The sequence below is a fragment of the Ruegeria sp. EL01 genome, from assembly GCF_900313035.1.
Lineage (GTDB): Bacteria > Pseudomonadota > Alphaproteobacteria > Rhodobacterales > Rhodobacteraceae > Ruegeria.
This window is the reverse complement of sequence record NZ_OMPS01000048.1, coordinates 228944-248497: the sequence shown is the minus strand read 5'-3', so window position 1 is coordinate 248497 and position 19554 is coordinate 228944. Positions and strand designations below refer to the sequence as shown.

General features: G+C 59.1%; 19 protein-coding genes. 16 read left to right on the top strand and 3 right to left on the bottom strand.

Annotated elements, in window-relative coordinates; genetic code table 11:
• The first annotated feature begins 159 nt into the window (after window positions 1-159).
• The 16 genes from ftsW (at window position 160) to D9K61_RS25295 (ending at window position 16935) form a co-directional block, all read left to right on the top strand.
• Entirely contained in the window at window positions 160-1323 is a 1164-nt protein-coding gene (gene ftsW, locus D9K61_RS25370) for a putative lipid II flippase FtsW (RefSeq protein WP_120635989.1), read from the top strand.
• The gene (locus D9K61_RS25365; protein ID WP_120635988.1) at window positions 1323-2420 is read left to right on the top strand and encodes a UDP-N-acetylglucosamine--N-acetylmuramyl-(pentapeptide) pyrophosphoryl-undecaprenol N-acetylglucosamine transferase; all 1098 of its coding nucleotides are present in this window, start codon (window positions 1323-1325) and stop codon (window positions 2418-2420) included. Before ftsW ends, D9K61_RS25365 begins: the two co-directional genes overlap by 1 nt.
• On the top strand, window positions 2417-3826 hold the full coding sequence (gene murC, locus D9K61_RS25360) for a UDP-N-acetylmuramate--L-alanine ligase (RefSeq protein WP_120635987.1): 1410 nt from the start codon (window positions 2417-2419) through the stop codon (window positions 3824-3826). The genes D9K61_RS25365 and murC overlap by 4 nt, the downstream gene beginning before the upstream one ends.
• Window positions 3827-3902: 76 nt before the next feature.
• Window positions 3903-4151 carry a DUF2484 family protein gene (locus D9K61_RS25355; RefSeq protein ID WP_120635986.1) on the top strand — a complete coding sequence of 83 codons (249 nt, stop codon included), beginning with the start codon at window positions 3903-3905 and terminating at the stop codon, window positions 4149-4151.
• The gene (locus D9K61_RS25350; protein ID WP_120635985.1) at window positions 4148-4390 is read left to right on the top strand and encodes a DUF2484 family protein; all 243 of its coding nucleotides are present in this window, start codon (window positions 4148-4150) and stop codon (window positions 4388-4390) included. The genes D9K61_RS25355 and D9K61_RS25350 overlap by 4 nt, the downstream gene beginning before the upstream one ends.
• A gap of 36 nt (window positions 4391-4426) precedes the next feature.
• Entirely contained in the window at window positions 4427-4690 is a 264-nt protein-coding gene (locus D9K61_RS25345) for a hypothetical protein (RefSeq protein ID WP_120635984.1), read from the top strand.
• Window positions 4663-5610 carry a UDP-N-acetylmuramate dehydrogenase gene (murB, locus tag D9K61_RS25340; protein WP_120635983.1) on the top strand — a complete coding sequence of 316 codons (948 nt, stop codon included), beginning with the start codon at window positions 4663-4665 and terminating at the stop codon, window positions 5608-5610. Before D9K61_RS25345 ends, murB begins: the two co-directional genes overlap by 28 nt.
• Before the next feature lie 112 nt (window positions 5611-5722).
• Window positions 5723-6637: a D-alanine--D-alanine ligase gene (locus D9K61_RS25335; protein WP_174235127.1), complete on the top strand. Its 915-nt coding sequence runs from the start codon at window positions 5723-5725 to the stop codon at window positions 6635-6637.
• On the top strand, window positions 6625-7632 hold the full coding sequence (locus D9K61_RS25330; protein WP_120635981.1) for a cell division protein FtsQ/DivIB: 1008 nt from the start codon (window positions 6625-6627) through the stop codon (window positions 7630-7632). Before D9K61_RS25335 ends, D9K61_RS25330 begins: the two co-directional genes overlap by 13 nt.
• Before the next feature lie 8 nt (window positions 7633-7640).
• Window positions 7641-8975 carry a cell division protein FtsA gene (gene ftsA / locus D9K61_RS25325; protein WP_120636192.1) on the top strand — a complete coding sequence of 445 codons (1335 nt, stop codon included), beginning with the start codon at window positions 7641-7643 and terminating at the stop codon, window positions 8973-8975.
• Window positions 8962-9381: a hypothetical protein gene (locus D9K61_RS25320; RefSeq protein ID WP_254055871.1), complete on the top strand. Its 420-nt coding sequence runs from the start codon at window positions 8962-8964 to the stop codon at window positions 9379-9381. The genes ftsA and D9K61_RS25320 overlap by 14 nt, the downstream gene beginning before the upstream one ends.
• Window positions 9382-9728: 347 nt before the next feature.
• Window positions 9729-11348 (top strand): cell division protein FtsZ, encoded by a 1620-nt coding sequence (gene ftsZ / locus D9K61_RS25315; RefSeq protein WP_120635979.1) that lies wholly within the window; start codon window positions 9729-9731, stop codon window positions 11346-11348.
• A gap of 213 nt (window positions 11349-11561) precedes the next feature.
• The gene (gene lpxC, locus D9K61_RS25310) at window positions 11562-12482 is read left to right on the top strand and encodes a UDP-3-O-acyl-N-acetylglucosamine deacetylase (RefSeq protein ID WP_120635978.1); all 921 of its coding nucleotides are present in this window, start codon (window positions 11562-11564) and stop codon (window positions 12480-12482) included.
• 127 nt (window positions 12483-12609) lie between these two features.
• The gene (locus D9K61_RS25305) at window positions 12610-13473 is read left to right on the top strand and encodes an outer membrane protein assembly factor BamD (RefSeq protein WP_120636191.1); all 864 of its coding nucleotides are present in this window, start codon (window positions 12610-12612) and stop codon (window positions 13471-13473) included.
• Window positions 13474-13509: 36 nt separating this feature from the next.
• Window positions 13510-15159 carry a DNA repair protein RecN gene (gene recN / locus D9K61_RS25300; RefSeq protein WP_120635977.1) on the top strand — a complete coding sequence of 550 codons (1650 nt, stop codon included), beginning with the start codon at window positions 13510-13512 and terminating at the stop codon, window positions 15157-15159.
• A gap of 90 nt (window positions 15160-15249) precedes the next feature.
• Window positions 15250-16935 (top strand): chloride channel protein, encoded by a 1686-nt coding sequence (locus D9K61_RS25295; protein WP_120635976.1) that lies wholly within the window; start codon window positions 15250-15252, stop codon window positions 16933-16935.
• 3 nt (window positions 16936-16938) lie between these two features.
• Here D9K61_RS25295 and D9K61_RS25290 read toward each other — a convergent pair whose 3' ends face one another.
• The 3 genes from D9K61_RS25290 to D9K61_RS25280 form a co-directional block, all read right to left on the bottom strand.
• A complete protein-coding gene (locus tag D9K61_RS25290; RefSeq protein WP_120635975.1) occupies window positions 16939-18306 on the bottom strand; it encodes a DUF3179 domain-containing protein in 1368 nt (455 codons plus the stop codon).
• 203 nt (window positions 18307-18509) lie between these two features.
• Complete coding sequence (locus D9K61_RS25285; RefSeq protein WP_120635974.1) at window positions 18510-19136, bottom strand: alpha/beta hydrolase; 627 nt, start codon at window positions 19134-19136, stop codon at window positions 18510-18512.
• Window positions 19123-19488: a glycine zipper family protein gene (locus tag D9K61_RS25280; RefSeq protein ID WP_162947022.1), complete on the bottom strand. Its 366-nt coding sequence runs from the start codon at window positions 19486-19488 to the stop codon at window positions 19123-19125. Before D9K61_RS25280 ends, D9K61_RS25285 begins: the two co-directional genes overlap by 14 nt.
• Window positions 19489-19554: the final 66 nt, after the last annotated feature.

Here is a 19554-nt window from a genome sequence, read left to right as displayed (position 1 = left end):
TTTGGCTGCACAAAACCCGCCCCGGCAAGGTTCCGCACGCCACCAATTGTTTTCCGTCACCGCCCCGTCATTCCACTGGCCCAAACGCGAATTTCCCTGTAGACTCTCAATCAGATCCCGAAAACGGGGCGTTGACGAGGCAGTAAGTGGCGGTATCTCATGACTGAGATGGTGTATGGCGCGGTCCAGGACCAGCGCGGTGAACCGATTCTACCAAAGTGGTGGCGGACAATTGATCGCTGGACGATGTCCTGCGTTCTGATCCTGTTTGTCATCGGGCTTTTGCTGGGGTTGGCCTCATCACCGCCTTTGGCAGGTCGCAATGGGTTTGATCCATTCCATTATGTCGAACGACAGGCTCTGTTTGGCGGATTGGCCTTGGTTGCGATGTTGCTGACCTCGATGATGTCGCCGACGCTTGTACGACGTCTGGCGGTGTTGGGATTTCTGGCGTCCTTTGTGGCACTGGCCTTTCTACCGGTTTTTGGTACCGATTTCGGCAAAGGCGCCGTGCGCTGGTATTCGCTGGGCTTTGCCTCGCTGCAACCTTCGGAATTCCTGAAACCCGGTTTTGTCGTGGTGGCCGCATGGTTGCTGGCGGCGTCGCAGCAAATCAATGGCCCACCAGGACGGATCTGGTCGTTTGCTTTGTGCATGGCCATCGTTGGCATGCTGGTGATGCAGCCTGATTTCGGTCAGGCCTGTCTAATCCTGTTCGGCTGGGGTGTGATGTATTTTGTCGCCGGTGCGCCGATGCTGCTGCTGGTTGGTATGGCTGGAATTGTTGTTTTGGGGGGCATGTTTGCCTATTCCAATTCCGACCACTTCGCCCGCCGCATCGATGGCTTTCTGAACCAAGAGGTCGATCCGACCACCCAGCTTGGCTATGCGACCAACGCGATCCGCGAAGGCGGGCTGTTTGGCGTTGGCGTGGGCGAAGGACAGGTGAAGTGGTCGCTGCCTGACGCCCATACGGATTTCATCATTGCTGTCGCGGCCGAGGAATACGGGTTGATCCTGGTGCTGATCATCATCGCCCTGTATTCGATCATCGTGGTGCGTTCGCTTTTGCGGCTGATGCGCGAGCGTGATATGTTCATCCGTCTGGCAGGCACTGGTCTGGCTTGCATGTTCGGCGTTCAGGCGATGATCAATATGGGCGTGGCCGTTCGCCTGTTGCCCGCTAAGGGCATGACCTTGCCGTTTGTCAGCTATGGCGGTTCGTCCCTGATCGCGGGCGGTATTGCCGTTGGCATGTTGCTAGCCTTCACCCGCACCCGCCCACAGGGCGAACTTGGTGATCTTCTGCGCGGACGAGGCTGATGGGCAAACCCTACCTATTGATTGCGGCTGGCGGCACCGGGGGCCACATGTTCCCAGCACAGGCGCTGGCCGAGGCGATGCTGCGCAAAGGCTGGCGCGTGCGCTTGTCCACCGACGCCCGCGGAGCGCGCTATACCAGTGGTTTTCCCCACACGACCGAAATCGTCGAGGCCTCCTCGGCCACTTTCGCGCGCGGCGGGTTGGCCGCCAAGGCGCTGGCTGGACCCAAGATTGCAGGTGGTGTCACCCGCATGGCCCTTGGCATGATGCGCGATAAACCGGATGTGGTCGTGGGGTTTGGCGGATACCCGTCGATACCGGCGCTCAGCGCCGCAACCCTGCTGAAAATTCCCCGCATGATCCACGAACAGAACGGTGTTCTGGGCCGTGTAAACCAGTTGTTCGCCACCCGAGTTGCGCATGTGGCCTGTGGCGTCTGGCCCACTGATCTGCCCGAAGACGCGAACGGTACTCATACCGGCAATCCGGTGCGCGCTGCAGTGCTGGACCGTGCAGCTGCGCCCTACATTCCACCCGGCGACTACCCGATGTCGGTCCTGGTGATGGGCGGCTCGCAGGGTGCTCGTATCCTCAGTGATGTTGTGCCGGGTGCGATTGCGGCTTTGCCCGAGGATCTGCGACGCTATGTCCGCGTTGCCCATCAGGCCCGCGACGAGGATGGAGAGCGTGTCACCGCATTCTACGCGGATCACGGCATCTTGGCCGATGTGCAACCGTTCTTTCAGGATGTCCCCCGCCGGATGTCCGAGGCGCAGTTGGTCATTTCCCGCTCGGGCGCGTCCAGCGTCGCTGATATCTCGGTCATCGGACGCCCCTCAATCCTGATCCCCTTTGCCGCGGCGGCAGCCGACCACCAAACCGCCAATGCGCGCGGACTGGTTCAGGCGGGCGGGGCGATCATGATCCCCGAGAACATGCTTGACGTTTCTTCGCTGACCCAACAAATGACCACGGTTTTAACCAATCCCGCAGCCGCACAGAAAATGGCCCATGCCGCCTTGTCGGTCGGGGCACCGGACGCAACCGAGCGTCTGACAGCCCTCGTCGAACAATTGGCGCAGAAGGAGACCACATGAATCCAGCAACCAAACTGCCGCAGGATGTCGGACCAATCCATTTTGTCGGGATCGGCGGGATCGGGATGTCGGGTATTGCCGAGGTGCTTTTGAACCTGGGGTACCGGGTGCAGGGGTCTGATCTAAAGGCTTCTAAAATCACCGACCGTTTGGCCAGTTTGGGTGCTGAGATCTTTGTCGGGCAGAAGGCCGAAAACCTCGAAGGCGCTGCGGTCATCGTCACCTCAACCGCGATCAAACCGGGCAACCCGGAATTGGACGAAGCACGCGCACAGGGATTGCCCGTTGTGCGTCGCGCCGACATGCTGGCCGAGTTGATGCGCCTGCGCTCGAATATCGCCATTGCCGGAACCCACGGCAAGACGACCACGACCACCATGATGGCCGAGCTGATGGTCGCGGGTGACTTCGACCCAACCGTGATCAACGGCGGCATCATCCACGCCTATGGTTCGAACGCCCGCATGGGTCAGGGCGAATGGATGGTGGTCGAGGCGGACGAGTCCGACGGTTCATTCAATCGTCTTCCGGCAACCATCGCCATCGTCACCAATATCGACCCCGAGCATATGGAACATTGGGGCGATTTCGATCAGCTGCGCGATGGGTTTTACGAGTTCGTCTCAAACCTGCCCTTCTATGGCCTTGCCGTTTGCTGCACCGATCACACCGAAGTTCAGGCGCTGGTCGGCCGCATCACCGATCGGCGCGTGCGTACCTATGGTTTCAACGCGCAGGCTGATGTGCGGGCCGAGAACCTGACCTACAAGGGCGGTGTCGCGCATTTCGACATCCACCTGCAATACGAAGACAAGGTGATCGAAGGCTGCACCTTGCCGATGCCCGGCGACCACAACGTCTCGAACGCATTGTCAGCCGTGGCTGTCGCCCGCCATCTGGGCATGAAAGCAGTTGAAATCCGCAAGGCGCTGGCCAATTTCGGCGGCGTCAATCGCCGCTTCACCAAGGTGGGTGAGGTCGAAGGTGTGACCATCATCGACGATTACGGCCACCACCCGGTTGAAATCGCCGCCGTGTTGAAAGCCGCCCGACAGGCGACCGATGGCCGCGTCATTGCTGTGCACCAGCCGCACCGCTATTCGCGCCTGTCCAACCTGTTCGACGATTTCTGCACCTGTTTCAATGACGCCGACGTCGTCGCCATTGCCGAGGTTTTCGCCGCCGGAGAGGATCCGATCGAAGGGGCCAGCCGCGACGATCTGGTCGAAGGGTTGATCCGCCATGGTCACCGTCATGCAAGTGCGATCCTGAATGAAGAAGACCTTGAGCGTCTCGTGCGCGAACAAACCCGTCCCGGCGATATGGTTGTGTGCCTGGGCGCAGGCACGATCAGTGCCTGGGCCAACGGGTTGCCCGAGAGATTACAAAGAAAACAAGCTGTTTGACGTCCATGTTGATTTGGCGCACAACCTGGAAGTGTGATATGATGCTCGCTGATACCGCGCGTCCTTGGAGGGACGAATGGACTATTCGATGATCTTTGCCGCCCTCTGGGTGATCTGCGCCACAATCGTGGCGTTGTTGCCGATGCGGCTGCAGTTCCCTCCGGGCATCATCCTGCTGATCTGCGCGCCGGTGCTTATCATCTGGCTGGGCTTTGATCACGGCTGGTTCTGGTCTGCTCTCGCCTTCGGTGGATTTATCTCGATGTTTCGCAACCCCATACGGTTTTACTGGCGTAAATGGACAGGCCGAGAGGTGACGGAATGATATGGTCGCTCGCTCTTGCCGCTCTCTGGGGCCTCGCGGCAAATGTGCTGGCAATGCTTCCCAGCAAAGACAACCACTGGGCCCGTGCCTATTTCCTGATTGCGGTGGGCATTCCGATCGTAGGTTACGTGACTTACGAGAACGGCCCATGGATTGGATTGCTGGTCCTTGCGGCAGGCATGTCGGTGTTGCGCTGGCCTGTGATTTATCTGGGTCGATGGTTGCGCGGTCTGATGTAAGGGCGTTCCGCTTTGTTTGATCCGATCTTCGTAATCATGGCCCCAATTTTCGTTGGCTTTATTGGCTGGTTTTTGACCTTTGCCTACGCGGCTCTGCACAGAAAGCTTCGACTGGCATATGCCGCTTCCATCTTGTGGTTTGTTCTTTTGGGTTTGGCGCTGTATTGGCGCTCGATTGAGACCTACGACATTACCCGTGCGGCGATAGCGTACATTATCTGGATACATTTGTGGTACGGAGTGGTCGCGATAATAGGATGGAGTATCGGGGCATGGTGGCGGAAACGCTCACGGAGCTGAACCTTAAGAGCCTACGTGGCAAACTCGCAAATGGTCGTCTGTTGTCCGACCTCACATGGCTCCGCGTTGGCGGTCCGGCGGATTATCTGTTCCAGCCAGCCGACATCGAAGACCTGCAAACCTTTCTTCGGGACTTGCCAGCGGGAGTCTCTGTGTTCCCGATGGGTGTTGGATCAAATCTCATCGTTCGCGACGGTGGGTTGCGTGCTGTGGTGATCCGCCTCGGGCGGGGCTTCAACGGGATTTCGGTAGAAGGCAGCATCGTTACCGCAGGCGCGGCGGCGTTGGATGCGCATGTGGCGCGCAAGGCGGCGGATGCGGGCGTTGATCTGACCTTCCTGCGCACCATCCCCGGTTCAATCGGCGGCGCGGTACGGATGAACGCGGGGTGCTATGGCAGCTATACGGCGGATGTGCTGCGCAAGGCGACGATCGTGACCCGACAGGGCGAGGTTTTGGACCTTACGCCTGAAGAGCTAAATTTTCGATATCGCGAGTCCGATGTGCCGGACGGTGCTGTGTTGGTTTCGGCCCAATTCGAGGGGCCTACAGGCACTCCCGCTGACCTGCATGCGCGCATGGACGCCCAACTGACGAAGCGTGACGAGACGCAACCCACCAAGAACCGCAGCGCCGGATCGACCTTCCGCAATCCTGCCGGTTTCTCATCGACTGGCCGCGCTGATGATGTGCATGACCTTAAGGCGTGGAAGGTGATCGATGACGCAGGCATGCGCGGCGCCACGAGAGGCGGCGCACAGATGAGCGAGAAGCACTCGAATTTCCTGATCAACACCGGAGGTGCCACCGCCGCAGACCTCGAAGGGCTGGGCGAAGAGGTGCGAAAAAAGGTTTACGAAACAAGCGGTATCACGCTAGAGTGGGAAATCATGCGGGTCGGTGATCCGCTGACAGAATAAAGCCCCGACCGTCAGACCAAAACAGGCAAATTAAGGCGACGGATCAAAGGCATAAAACGCAGTATGGACCACTACATAAGGTCCAGGGACATTGAGGCGCACGAACGTGGGTATGTCGAGCAGGACAAACCCCAAAGTGGCGGTATTGATGGGCGGCCCCTCGGCTGAACGCGAGGTGTCTCTCAGCAGCGGGCGCGAATGCGCAACCGCCCTCAGGGGAGAAGGCATTGAAGTGGTCGAGCTGGACGCTGGTCCCGACCTTTGCGCGCGCCTTTTGGATATTAAACCTGATGTGGTTTTCAACGCCCTGCATGGCCGCTGGGGCGAAGATGGCTGCGTGCAGGGCCTGCTGGAATGGTTGCGCATCCCGTATACGCATTCCGGCGTATTGGCCTCAGCCCTCGCCATGGACAAGCAGCGCAGCAAAGAGGCGTTTCGCATCGCGGGACTGCCCATTGCCGACAGTGTGATCGTGCCCAAGGCAGACGTGATGGCCGACCATGTGATGGCAGCGCCTTATGTGGTCAAGCCCAACAATGAAGGCTCCAGTGTTGGTATCTATCTGGTGCACGAAGGCGCCAATGGCCCACCGAAGCTGGCGGACGACATGCCGGAACAGGTGATGGTCGAGCAATATATCGCGGGCCGTGAACTGACCGTTTCAGTGATGAGCGACCGCGCCCTGACCGTGACCGAGATCATGACCGACGGCTGGTACGATTACGACGCCAAGTACAAGCCGGGCGGGTCGTGGCATGTCCTGCCCGCCGAAGTTCCATCCGAGATTTTTGACATGTGCATGGATTACGCTTTGCGTGCCCACAATCTGTTGGGGTGCAGGGGCGTCAGCCGTACCGATTTTCGTTGGGATGACAGTCAGGGCGCGGATGGGTTGTTCCTGTTAGAAACCAACACCCAGCCCGGGATGACACCAACCTCGCTGGTGCCGGAGCAGGGCGCGCATTGTGGCCTAACGTTCAGCCAGCTCTGCGCCTGGATGGTGGAGGACGCCTCATGCGACCGCTGATCGCCACCCGCGCGCCCGTGATCCACCGCGCCAAGCCGTTGGCTGGGCCGGATGCAGATTTCGAATCCGCTGGATCAGAGGATAGCGATATCCAACCGGTTCTACGTCTGCGCGGGGCCAAGGTCTTTGCGCGAACCGCGCGTCGCAGCGACCCGGCGCCGTCGCGGCTCAGTTACCGGTTCCAGCGCTGGATGCTGACACCGGGCATTCGCCTTGGCGTCAAGCTGGGCGTCCCGATTTGTGCCATTGCCGCAGCGGCTGGTCTGTATTTTGCCTCTGAGGATCGGCGCGAAGCTGTCAGCGCCTATTTCGCGGACATTCGCACCTCGATTCAGGAACGGCCGGAATTCATGGTCAATCTGATGGCGATTGATGGCGCTGGAACCGGATTGGCCGACGATATTCGTGAGACCGTTCCGTTGGATTTCCCGATCAGCTCCTGGGACCTGGATGTCGAGCAGATGCGCGACACCATAACAGGTCTGGACCCGGTAAAATCCGCGACAGTGCGCATCCGTGCGGGTGGCATATTGCAGGTCGATGTCATCGAGAGGCAGCCCGTCATTGTCTGGCGTACCCGCGATGGGATCGAGTTGTTGGATGAAACCGGTGTGCATGTGGATCAGGCTGTGTCGCGGAAAGATCACGCAGACCTGCCTTTGGTCGCTGGTACCGGCGCTGACGGATACGTGACCGAAGCGCTGCAGATTTTCAACACCGCCCGCAGCCTCGGCAGTCGGGTTCGCGGGTTGGTCCGCGTCGGTGAGAGGCGCTGGGATCTGGTGCTGGACCGTGGCCAGCGCATCATGCTGCCCGTCGAACGCCCGGTGCGCGCGTTGGAACGCGTGTTGGCGGTGAACGAGGTGCAGGATCTTCTGGAACGCGATGTGGCAGCGGTGGATATGCGCCTTGGCCAGCGTCCGACAATCAGAATGACCAAAGCTGCCAGCGAAGACTGGTGGAATACAAAAGTGACAGTGGGTAACGGGCAGTAACGACCATGATGACCGATCTATATCAGTCTCAACGCGCCATGCGGCAAATGCGTAGACAAGCCATGCAAAGGGGCGTCGTCGCCATTCTGGATGTAGGAAGTTCCAAGATCAGCTGCCTTGTGCTGCGGTTCGACGGATCTGGGCGGCTCAGCGAGGATAACACCATCGGGTCCATGGCGGGCCAGACCGGGTTCCGTGTTGTCGGAGCCGCCACAACACGCTCACGCGGCGTGCAATTTGGCGAAGTCACCGCCATGCAGGAAACCGAGCGTGCCATCCGCACGGCGTTACAGGCAGCGCAAAAAATGGCTGACATCCGCGTTGATCATGTGATCGCCTGTTTCTCGGGCGCCAACCCAAGGTCCTATGGGCTGGATGCGCAGGTTGATCTGGAAGGCCAGCTTGTGACCGAGGCCGAAGTGGGCCGCGTTTTGAACGCCTGCGACGTGCCCGATTATGGGGCAGGGCGCGAGGTGCTGCATGCTCAGCCGGTGAACTTTGCGCTCGACAACCGCTCGGGTCTGATTGATCCGCGTGGTCAACTGGGGCAGTCGCTGGCCGTTGATATGCACATGTTGACTGTTGATGCCGTGGCGATTCAAAACATCGTGCGCTGTATCAAGCGCTGCGATCTGGAACTCGCCGGTATTGCAAATTCGGCTTATGTGTCAGGCATCTCATCCCTTGTTGAAGATGAGCAGGAACTGGGCGCGGCCTGTATTGATATGGGCGGCGGCACGACCAGCGTGTCGATCTTCATGAAAAAGCACATGATCTATGCCGATTGCGTGCGCATAGGCGGGGATCATGTGACATCGGACATTTCCAAGGGGCTTGGCGTGCCCGCGTCTGTGGCCGAACGGATCAAGACCTTTAACGGCGGTGTCCATGCCACCGGAGCCGATGATCGTGATATGCTCGATATCGGTGGTGATACCGGAGACTGGGAGCATGACCGCCGTACTGTCAGCCGTGCTGAACTTATCGGAATCATGCGCCCCCGGGTCGAGGAAATCCTTGAGGAGGTCCGCGTGCGTCTGGACGCGGCCGGGTTTGAGCATATGCCAAGCCAGCAGATTGTGCTGACCGGCGGTGGCAGTCAGATCATGGGACTGGATGGCCTCGCGACGCGGATTTTGGGCCAGCGCGTGCGCCTGGGTCGCCCGCTGCGCGTCCACGGGCTGCCGCAATCGGCAACTGGGCCAGGCTTTTCGTCTGCTGTGGGGCTTAGCCTGTTTGCCGCGCATCCGCAGGACGAATGGTGGGATTTCGAAATCCCGGTCGACACGGACGCGGCGCGTCCTTTCAAACGGGCCGTCCGGTGGTTCCGTGACAATTGGTAACACACTGCGCTGCGCCGTCCTTGGGGCAATGTTGTTGCCCGGCTGGGCCGCGGCGCAGACTGTCATCACGCCTGACGCCTTTCTGGATACCGCAGTTGGAAAAACGCTGAAGTTCTATGAAATCCGCAGCGGCGATCTGGTGGGAACCGAGCAGTTTCTGAATCGCACGACGTCGGTCTGGCGGCAAGAAGGCGAGGGCTGCGTTTACGGCCAAATCACCACGCCCAACGGTCAGATCTGCTTTCTGTACGACAATGACCCGGATGGCTTTCCAGTGTGCTGGTGGCCTTTTATGTATAAAGACCGCCTATTGGTGCGGCTTGCCTCACTCTCGGACGGCGAAATTCAGGAAGTGCGCAGCATAACCACGAATAGTCTGAACTGCCCAAGTGCCCCGATCAGCTAAAGAAACGGGTTGCAGTGGCTGGATTTATCCCTAAAGATATCCACAGGGCCCGCAAGAGGCCCCGCGGCAGGACCCTGAGCAGTTTTCCGCATGTACCGATACGATCCAATCACCCGTGACGCATCCAAAATGCGGCGCGGATGACGCTTGTCTTGTTGTGATTTGCCTGTGTTCCCCAATATCTGGCGTTCGGTGCGAAATACCGCCGTTTAGCGCCTTATTTCCTCCATATTTTGTGGAATCACGCAATTTTTGACGTGACCTTTTCGTATTGGAGCGATAGAATCATAGGCGGATAGGCAAGAAAAACACCGCTTTGGCGGAACATAAAAACAGGCGGACAGAGCATGACATTGAATCTTTCGATGCCCGGGCACGATGAACTGAAGCCTCGGATCACAGTATTTGGCGTTGGCGGCGCCGGCGGCAATGCCGTTAACAACATGATTGAAAAGCAACTGGATGGCGTCGACTTTGTTGTCGCGAACACAGATGCGCAGGCGCTGCAGCAAAGCCAATCATCGGCGCGTGTACAGCTGGGCGTCAAGGTCACCGAAGGTCTGGGTGCAGGGGCGCGACCGACTGTAGGGGCCGCTGCCGCCGAAGAAAGCATCGAACAGATTGTCGATCACCTGGCGGGCGCACATATGTGCTTTATCACCGCTGGCATGGGCGGTGGCACCGGTACAGGGGCGGCCCCGATTATTGCGCAGGCCGCACGCGAACTCGGCGTGCTGACCGTTGGTGTCGTGACCAAGCCCTTCCAGTTCGAAGGTGCAAAGCGGATGCGTCAGGCCGAGGACGGCGTTGAATCGCTGCAACGGGTCGTCGACACGCTGATCATCATTCCAAACCAGAACCTGTTCCGTCTGGCCAATGAAAAGACCACGTTCACCGAGGCGTTCTCGATGGCCGACGACGTCTTGTATCAGGGTGTCAAAGGCGTCACCGATCTGATGGTGCGTCCGGGCCTGATCAACCTCGACTTTGCCGACGTCCGCGCGGTCATGGACGAGATGGGCAAAGCCATGATGGGCACCGGTGAGGCGACTGGCGAAGATCGTGCGGTTCAGGCGGCCGAGAAGGCCATTGCCAACCCGCTGCTGGACGAAATCAGCCTCAAAGGCGCCAAGGGCGTGCTGATCAACATCACCGGCTCGCACGACCTGACCTTGTTCGAACTGGACGAAGCCGCCAACCGCATCCGCGAAGAAGTGGACCCAGAGGCCAATATCATCGTCGGTTCGACGCTGGACACCGTGATGGAAGGTGGCATGCGCGTATCGGTTGTTGCCACTGGCATCGACGCCACCGAAAAGCAGGAAGATATTCCGGTCGCCCGCCGTTCGATGTCAGCGCCGCTGACTCGCACTGTATCAGCGGAAGACCACATGCCCGAGGAAACGCCTGTTGCGGCTGAAATGGCCGAGCCTGCTCCGCAGCCGGAAGAAATCCGCGAGCCTTCTTTGTTCGAAGCGGCCGAAGAGCCTGCCCCGGCGCAGTTTCATGCGCGGGAAGAACGGGATGATGACGGCCTGCCGCCCCCCGCCTACCAGCCGCGCGTGGCCGAGTTTGAACCGCAGCCTGATCCTGTCGAACAAGCGCCGGAAACCTTTGTTGCTCCGCGTGGACAAGCTGCAGGCACCCCTTCACCCGAAGCACTGCAGCGTCTGCAGGCGGCCGTTCAGAACGTGCCGTCAGCCAAGCAGCGCCTGTCCGCTTCTCGCCCTCCTGAGGCTGTACAGCAACCGCATCCCGAGACCGAGGAACGCCCCCGCTTTGGCTTCAATCGGTTGATTGACCGGATGACGGGCCACGCGGCGGATACACCGGCACAGACCCCGCAACCGGTGCGTCAACAGCCCGCAATGCGCCAGACTGACGCTACGGCACCTATCCATGATGAGGCTGACCCCGATCAGGAACGGATCGAAATTCCGGCCTTCCTGCGCCGCCAAGCCAACTGATGGCGGTAACAAATTGATTGCAAAGGGTCGCCTTCCGGCGGCCCTTTTTACTTTATTACCAAAGTATTATAGGTGGATAAGCAGGGTTTTGCCGATCTGTTACATACATGTTTCATTCGGTTACAAAGAGTGAGTTGAGCCTTATCGATTGCTTCCTTAACTGAGGGTGCAACACAGCCCTCGCAGGCTGGACATCACTCTCTGAGGCATCATTTGCAACATACGCTCAAATCTCCGATCACGTTCAAAGGCGTCGGACTGCATGGCGGTCAACCCGCCAACATGGTCCTGAAACCGGCAGCCGCCGGTCACGGCATCTGGTTCAAACGGACGGATATTGAGTTGGGCAATGCCCTCATCCCTGCGATCTATGACGTGGTCGAGCGGACGCCGCTGTGCACCCGTCTGGTGAATGACGCTGGTGTGTCGGTGTCTACTGTTGAACATATCATGGCGGCTCTGGCCGGATGCGGCGTGCACAATGCACTGATCGAGATTGATGGCCCCGAGGTTCCGATCATGGACGGGTCATCCATCGATTTCGTGCGCGGCATCATGGCCAAGGGCGTACGCCGTCAGGCCAGCCCGGTTTTGGCTTACGAGGTCCTAAAGCAGGTGACTGCTTCGCGTGAAGGTGCCTGCGCGATGATCGTGCCTGCTGATGGGCTGATCATCGACTTCCATATTGAATTCGAAGACGACGCCATTGGCAGCCAGACCAAAACACTGGACATGCGCAACGGATCGTTTGCGCGTGAACTCAGCGATTGCCGAACTTTCTGCCGTCGTACCGATGTCGAAGCCATGCGTGAAAACGGTCTTGCACTTGGCGGCACGTTGGAGAATGCGGTCGTTGTACAGGGCGACGAAGTTCTGACCCCGGGCGGCTTCCGCCGCGCGGATGAGGCGGTGCGCCACAAGATGCTGGACGCTCTGGGCGATCTCTATCTGGCAGGCGGGCCGATTCTGGGCCACTTCACCGGCGACAAGTCTGGGCATTCAATGACCAATACCTTGCTGCGCAAACTGTTCGAAACGCCCGGCGCAGTGCGTCCCGTCCTTTGCACCCCTGAACAAGCTGCGCGCTTGCCGGGGCAGGGCCTTGTTCTGAACGAAATCCCCGAAGTCGCCTGATCCGATCAACTCTGACGACAATTATGCCAGAGCGTGGATAAGGCGTTTTGCACCGGAATTTTCTGTGCTAGACCATGGCTCAATCCGGGGCGAACCCCGTTAAGTTAAGACGACAAGGATGGGCGGTATGGTTGGCAGCAAAGCGGCAGTCAGATTCGCAGGCGCGATTCTTCTGGCAGCAACTTTGACGGCATGTGGCAACGCGGGGGGCCTGTTCGGCAACAAAGGCGCGGATCGCAGTCAAAACCTGGAAGGCTATACGCCGGAACAGATTTACACCCGTGGCGAATACGAGCTGTCGCAAGACCGTTCGGACGACGCGGCTTGGTATTTCTCGGAAGTCGAGCGTCTGTATCCCTATTCTGATTGGGCCAAACGCGCGCTGATCATGCAGGCGTTCTCGTTTCACTCAGACCAGAACTACGAGGAAAGCCGCGCTGCTGCGCAGCGTTACATTGATTTCTATCCAACGGATGAAGACGCGGCCTATGCGCAATATCTTCTGGCGCTTAGCTACTACGACCAGATTGACGAGGTCGGTCGTGATCAGGGCTTGACCTTCCAGGCACTACAATCCCTGCGCACCGTGATCGAGGTCTATCCAGACAGCGAATATGCCACCTCGGCCGTGCTGAAATTTGACTTGGCATTTGACCATCTGGCGGGCAAGGAAATGGAGATCGGGCGTTATTACCTGCGCCAGGATCACTATATCGCGGCGATCAACCGGTTCCGCGTCGTGGTCGAGGATTTCCAGACCACATCGCATACCGCCGAAGCGCTGTATCGTCTGGTCGAGGCGTATTTGTCGCTTGGTCTGGTGGATGAGGCCCAAACAGCCGGTGCGATCCTTGGCTACAACTACCAGTCTTCGGAATGGTATGATGACGCCTACAAGCTGCTGACCTCGCGTGGGCTGGATCTCAAGAGCCGTGGCAACAACTGGCTCAGCACGATCTATCGTCAAACGGTCAAGGGTGAGTGGTTGTAATCGTCATGGCTTTTGGCTTGGGACGGTAAAGACCCGATGCTGCGCGCCCTCGATATCCGCGACATGCTGATCATTGATCGGTTGGAGCTAACGTTCCAACCGGGTTTGAACGCATTGACCGGCGAAACCGGGGCGGGAAAATCGATCCTGCTGGATTCGCTGGGCTTTGTGCTTGGTTGGCGTGGACGGGCTGAACTGGTCCGTCAGGGGGCCGCGCAGGGCGAGGTCGTGGCAGAATTCGAACTGCCCGCGGATCATCCTGCCCACGAAATCCTTGCTGAGGCCGGTCTGCCCGGCGGGGAAGAGCTGATCCTACGTCGTGTCAACACCGCCGAAGGGCGCAAGACGGCCTGGGTCAATGACCGTCGCTGTTCTGGCGAGGTGTTGCGGGCCCTGTCTGAAACCCTAATCGAATTGCATGGCCAGCATGATGATCGTGGCCTGCTGAACCCGCGCGGCCACCGGGTGATGTTGGACACCTATGCCCAGCTTTCGAGTCACCTACATGCCGTGCGCACCGCATGGGTTGACCTGTCCCGCACACGCAAAGCGCTGGCCGAGACCGAAGCGGCATTGGCGAGTATGCGCGCCGAAGAAGAATTTCTGCGCCACGCTGTGGCGGAACTGGATCAACTTGATCCCCAGCCGGGCGAGGATGCCGATCTCGACGCGCGCCGCCGAATGATGCAAGGGGCAGAACGCATCCGTGACGATGTCGCCCGCGCCTTTGATTTGTTGGGTGGGGACGGGGCCGAGGGCGCCATGGTCGACGCGGTGCGCTGGCTCGAAGGTGTATCCGACCATGCAGGCGGGCAACTGGAAGGCCCCGTTGCTGCGCTGGGGCGGGCCATGATCGAATTGGGCGAGGCGCAGGATGGTGTCAGCGCCTGCCTTCAGGCCCTGGATTTCAACCCGGCTGAACTTGAAGCCGCCGAAGAACGACTGTTCGCGATCCGCGCATTGGCCCGCAAGCACGATGTTGTGCCGGATGAACTGGGTGGCTTCGCCGAAACGCTGAGGAACCGGCTCAACCGGCTGGATGCAGGTGATGCGGATCTTGCTGACAAACGCGCTGCTATGGGCGCGGCGCAAACTGAATATGATGATGCAGCCAATGCGCTGAGTGCTGCGCGAAAATCGGCGGCTGGGCAGCTGGATGCCGCCGTCATGGAAGAATTGGCACCGCTGAAAATGGAACGCGCGGTGTTTCAGACCGAAATCACCACCACCGATCCCGGCCCTGAAGGAACTGATGCGGTTGCATTCACAGTCGCCACCAACCCGGGTGCACCGTCGGGACCGCTGAACAAGATCGCCTCGGGCGGGGAACTGAGCCGCTTTCTGCTGGCGCTTAAGGTGTGTCTGTCCGGTGATGACAGTGCCCGCACAATGATCTTTGATGAGATTGATCGCGGCGTCGGGGGCGCCACCGCTGACGCAGTAGGGCGACGTCTGGCGTCACTGGCACAAGGCGGGCAGGTGCTGGTTGTCACCCACTCGCCGCAGGTTGCCGCCCGGGCCGCGCATCACTGGCGTGTTCAGAAGCATGTCACCGGCGGGCAGACCCTGTCTACCGTCACCCCTCTGGCGGATCCCGACCGGGTGGACGAGATCGCGCGCATGGTTGCAGGTGACACAATAACGGACGAGGCCCGCGCCGCAGCCCGCGCTTTGCTGCAAGCCTGAAACAACTCGCTACCACGCGCGGCCGCTATCGCACTTTTATATGAACGCTCCGTGGCTTACTAAGGGATACGACATGATCCCCGAGGGCCAATGACCCAATCTACCCGCACCGTTCTGCGCAACCAGCTTAGTCAGGCTTTGGCCGCGATCAAGGATGCTTGGCGGGTGATGCTGCGCCGGGGGCCCAGTCAGATTCAGTTCTGGTTCATCGCACTGATCATCGGAATTGCCGCGGGCTTCATGGCGCTTGGATTTCGTAAGGCGATCCAGGCATTGCAGGCCTATGTTTACGAAACCGAAGACATTCTGCTGCTGCACAGCCACGTCGAAAAACTACCGTGGTTTCTGATCCTGATCACCCCCATTTTCGGCGGTTTAATCGTCGGGGTCATCCTGCATAAGTTCACCGATGACGCGCGCGTTCGATCAGTGGCAGATGTGATGGAAGGCTCTGCTGTGACCGATGGGCGGGTCGAAACCAAAGCTGGTATCGCGTCCTTCTTTGCCTCGTTGATCACGCTCAGCACGGGCGGTTCCACCGGGAGAGAGGGGCCGGTGGTCCATATGGCGGGTGTCATCTCGACCTGGGTCAGCAACCGCATTCACGCTGATGGCATCACCGGACGCGACCTGCTGGGCTGCGCTGTTGCCGCCGCTGTTTCCGCCAGCTTTAACGCGCCCATCGCCGGGGCCCTGTTCGCGCTCGAGGTTGTGCTGCGCCACTTCGCCGTGCATGCGTTTGCGCCAATCGTCATTGCCTCGGTCGCGGGGACGGTGATTAACCGACTTGAATATGGCGACGTAACAGAGTTTGCGCTGGAAACGCCCGGGTCGCTGCAATTCTACGTCGAGCTACCGGCCTTTCTGATCCTCGGTCTGATCTGCGGTTTTGTGGCAGTACTGCTGATGCGCTCGATCTTCTTTGCCGAGGATATGGGAAACCATGTCCAGAATCGCCTGTCCCTGCCGCGGTGGCTGCGGCCGGGGGTGTCCGGCGCGATGCTGGGCCTTTTGGCGATCTGGTTTCCTCATATCATCGGTGTTGGGTACGAAACCACGATCCGTGCCCTGACCGGCGATCTGGTGCTGACAACGGCAATCCTGTTTGCCGTGCTCAAGACTGTGGCGGTGGCGATCACCATGGGTGGGCGCATGGGCGGCGGCGTGTTTTCCCCATCATTGATGATTGGCGCGCTGACCGGGTTGGCTTTTGGTCTGATTGCTACCGGATTGCTGCCGGAGGTGTCGGGCACCCATACGCTCTATGCTTTTGCTGGCATGGGTGCTGTGGCTGCCGCCGTTCTGGGCGCACCAATATCGACCACGCTCATCGTGTTCGAACTGACCGGAGATTGGCAGATCGGTCTGGCCGTGATGGTGTCAGTTTCGATGTCCACCGCGCTGGCATCTCGCCTGGTCGACCGTTCGTTCTTCCTGACCCAGCTGGAACGTCGCAACGTGCACTTGGCCGCTGGGCCGCAAGCCTATTTGTTGGCCATGCTCAGGGCAGGGGCCGTGATGCGCCCGATGGGCGATCCTCGTTCAATTTCAAAGGATGAGGCGCAGCTCCTGATCGATCAGGGGTTTTGCGTCAAAGCCAGCGCCACCCTCGAAGCCGCGATGCCCTATTTCGACCGCGACGACATCCCGTGTATTCCCGTGGTTATTGTCGATGATGATGGCCATGAAACACCCGTTGGCGCGCTTTATCACGTGGATGCGCTCAAGGCTTATAACCGGGCGTTGGCAGCAACAGCGGCCGAGGAACATTCCTGACCCTCAGCCGTCATACACGCTTGCGGCGTCGCCCAGATAGTTGTCCCACGCGAACCAGTACGAGATATGACCAGCCACCCGCGGCAACCGTGTGCCATCCACACTTACAATCGCCTCTTCCGTGACGGTCCAGTCAGACCCAGTGGCATCCCGCAACCCGCGCCCTGACGCGCTGAATTTGTGGGATTTGCGTTCATAGGCCCGGACACTGCGCTCGGCCGGATCACCGATCAAAACCAACGGACGGCCGGCGATGGCGTCATTGATCACCGGGGTTCGCTTGAACGCATCCAACGGCCATGCCCGCGCCGCCCCAAATTGGCGCACCGCAAACACGTAATCCTTCTGCTGATGCCTGGACTGATCTACCAGCGCTGGAAACATCAACTCGCTTGACGCAAAATAGTCCCGGTAAACAACACCCGACCCATAGTTGCGGCGATGTCCTGTCTTCAACGACAAAACCCGCGTGCGCGGATGCGAGGACGTCCAGCTGTCCCAGGTCGTGATAACAACAGGGCGCTGCTTTAGGGCTATCCCGCTATCCACAAGCGGCCCCACCACCGGTTTTCCGGTATATTGGTTCCACAGCGAATGTGTCGCGCGATCGAACATCAGCTTGTTGGATCGATACAGGAACCCGGATGAGCCAAACACCAGCGGTTTCTTCCGTCCCTGAACCTGCGTTTCAAACAGGATGCCCGAACCGCATAGGGTACAGTAAGCCAAGGCAACCGGCACGCCGCCGATCACATCATTGAACATCTCGTGCCAACCCATGATCCGCAGGGGGTAAGCCCGTTCATCCCCGTTGATCGCCACGCCAAACACCAGATCGTCACCCTTCATATAGCTGGCGCGTGCGGCGGAAATCAGTGTTGGGTTGTCCAGAGACGGGATGCCATCCTTGCGCACCCCACCCCAGGCGATCTCTCCCAGCCTGATCTTCATCTTGTTGTGTTGCAGATATTCTGGTCGCAGGAACACATCGAAATTGGAATCGACACCCAGTAGAACTTCGCGTTTGAACGGGATCAGGGATGGGTGGGGTACCACCTGCGGGTTGCGTTCCTGCCACAACATCCATTCGAACCAGTCGGTACCCAGTTGCTGACCTGTCAGAGCCTCCATCACTTCGACGATGTTGCCTCTTCGCCTGTCAGAAAACCGCATGCCCGTTAGCAGGGCCGGGACAACGTCAGGGTTGCCGCGATCCTTTAGAAACGCCATGTGCGCCTCAAACTCGGTCCGGGCGCCATAAAGCGTGCTGCGAACCGCCTCAAGCACCGGGTCCTGTTGGGCCCAAAGCGCAGCCGGAGCTAATGCGCCAGCCCCGGCCAATCCAACAAAGCTGCGACGAGAAATCGACATGGCCCGCTCCCTTTCTGTTCAGGTCCAATATGCACGCAGGGACGCTCACATGCATGCCACAGCCGCGTGAGCAGCATGTGATCGGATCTCACCACTTTTAGACGTTCGCGAAACGGAGAGGATATGTGCCGATTAAAAAGCAGCAGGCACGCGAGTTGAAATCTACGTGCCTGCGGTCAAATCGATTAGGGCCATTCGGGTGGCTATCTCGACAACAACCCGTATTTCTTGATCTCGGTACTCGACATGAAGTGTATGTCATCGGCGGGCGCGGCATAGATTGTGAACCAATAGAATGAATCATCGCCCAGCATGCGCTCGATGTACAACCGGTTCTGTTCGTGTTCGGGGGCATCGCGGGGATAGTCTTTCGCGTCGCGCGATCCGTCTGACCAAGAATGCACGCCAATCTGCGCGCCGGGCGCCATGGTGCGACGGACACCCGCCAGAAACAGATCCACCCCGCCTGACTGGATCAGGCTGGAAGCTTCAAGATGGGTGTTCAGACCCAGCTCTCGTACTCGGTAGGCCAGCGCAATCATGGTGTCATCATCAAGCGATCCAGGAACATCCAGTTCGACCAACGTCTTGATGTTGGGATGCTTGGCATAAACGTCTTCAAACTGTTTCAGCGTCTTCGAGTTGATAGCCCCCTGCATATACAACCGCGTGCCGTCGACGTGGAATTCAGTCATTGGGACCTGATTCCACGCCAGGACGGACATCTGCGTGCACCCCGCCATCAATATCGCCGCCATTGCCGCCATTGCGGCAGCATAGCGACTCAGGCGTCGGCCACGCAGCGAAAGACCTTTTCTAGCCAACAACATTGTGGCCTCGACCGCGCATACAGTTAAATACAATACCGCCTCGGGCTTCTTCAGTGTCGGCCGAGTCCTCTACTGTTCCCACGAGACCGCCAACCGCTGCACCAACGCCAAGCCCTGCAAGTGCGTCACCACTACCTGCCTCAGCTGCGCCGATCAGTCCTCCAACCACTGCGCCTGTGATAGCACCGCTATTGGATTTTTCACGCTGTAGCGACACCTGCTGGCAGGCCGTCAGATCAGATTGGAAATTCGCTTTTTTCTGGCCATCCACGATCAATGTGTCCGCATTTTCCGAACAGGCCGCGACTGTCAGCCCAATCATCAACAGGCTGCAAGAATTGGTGAGTTTCATCATTTTGTCCTTTTCTTAGAGTGATCGAAGTATTCGGCAATGGATCTAGTGAACGCATCAATGCTT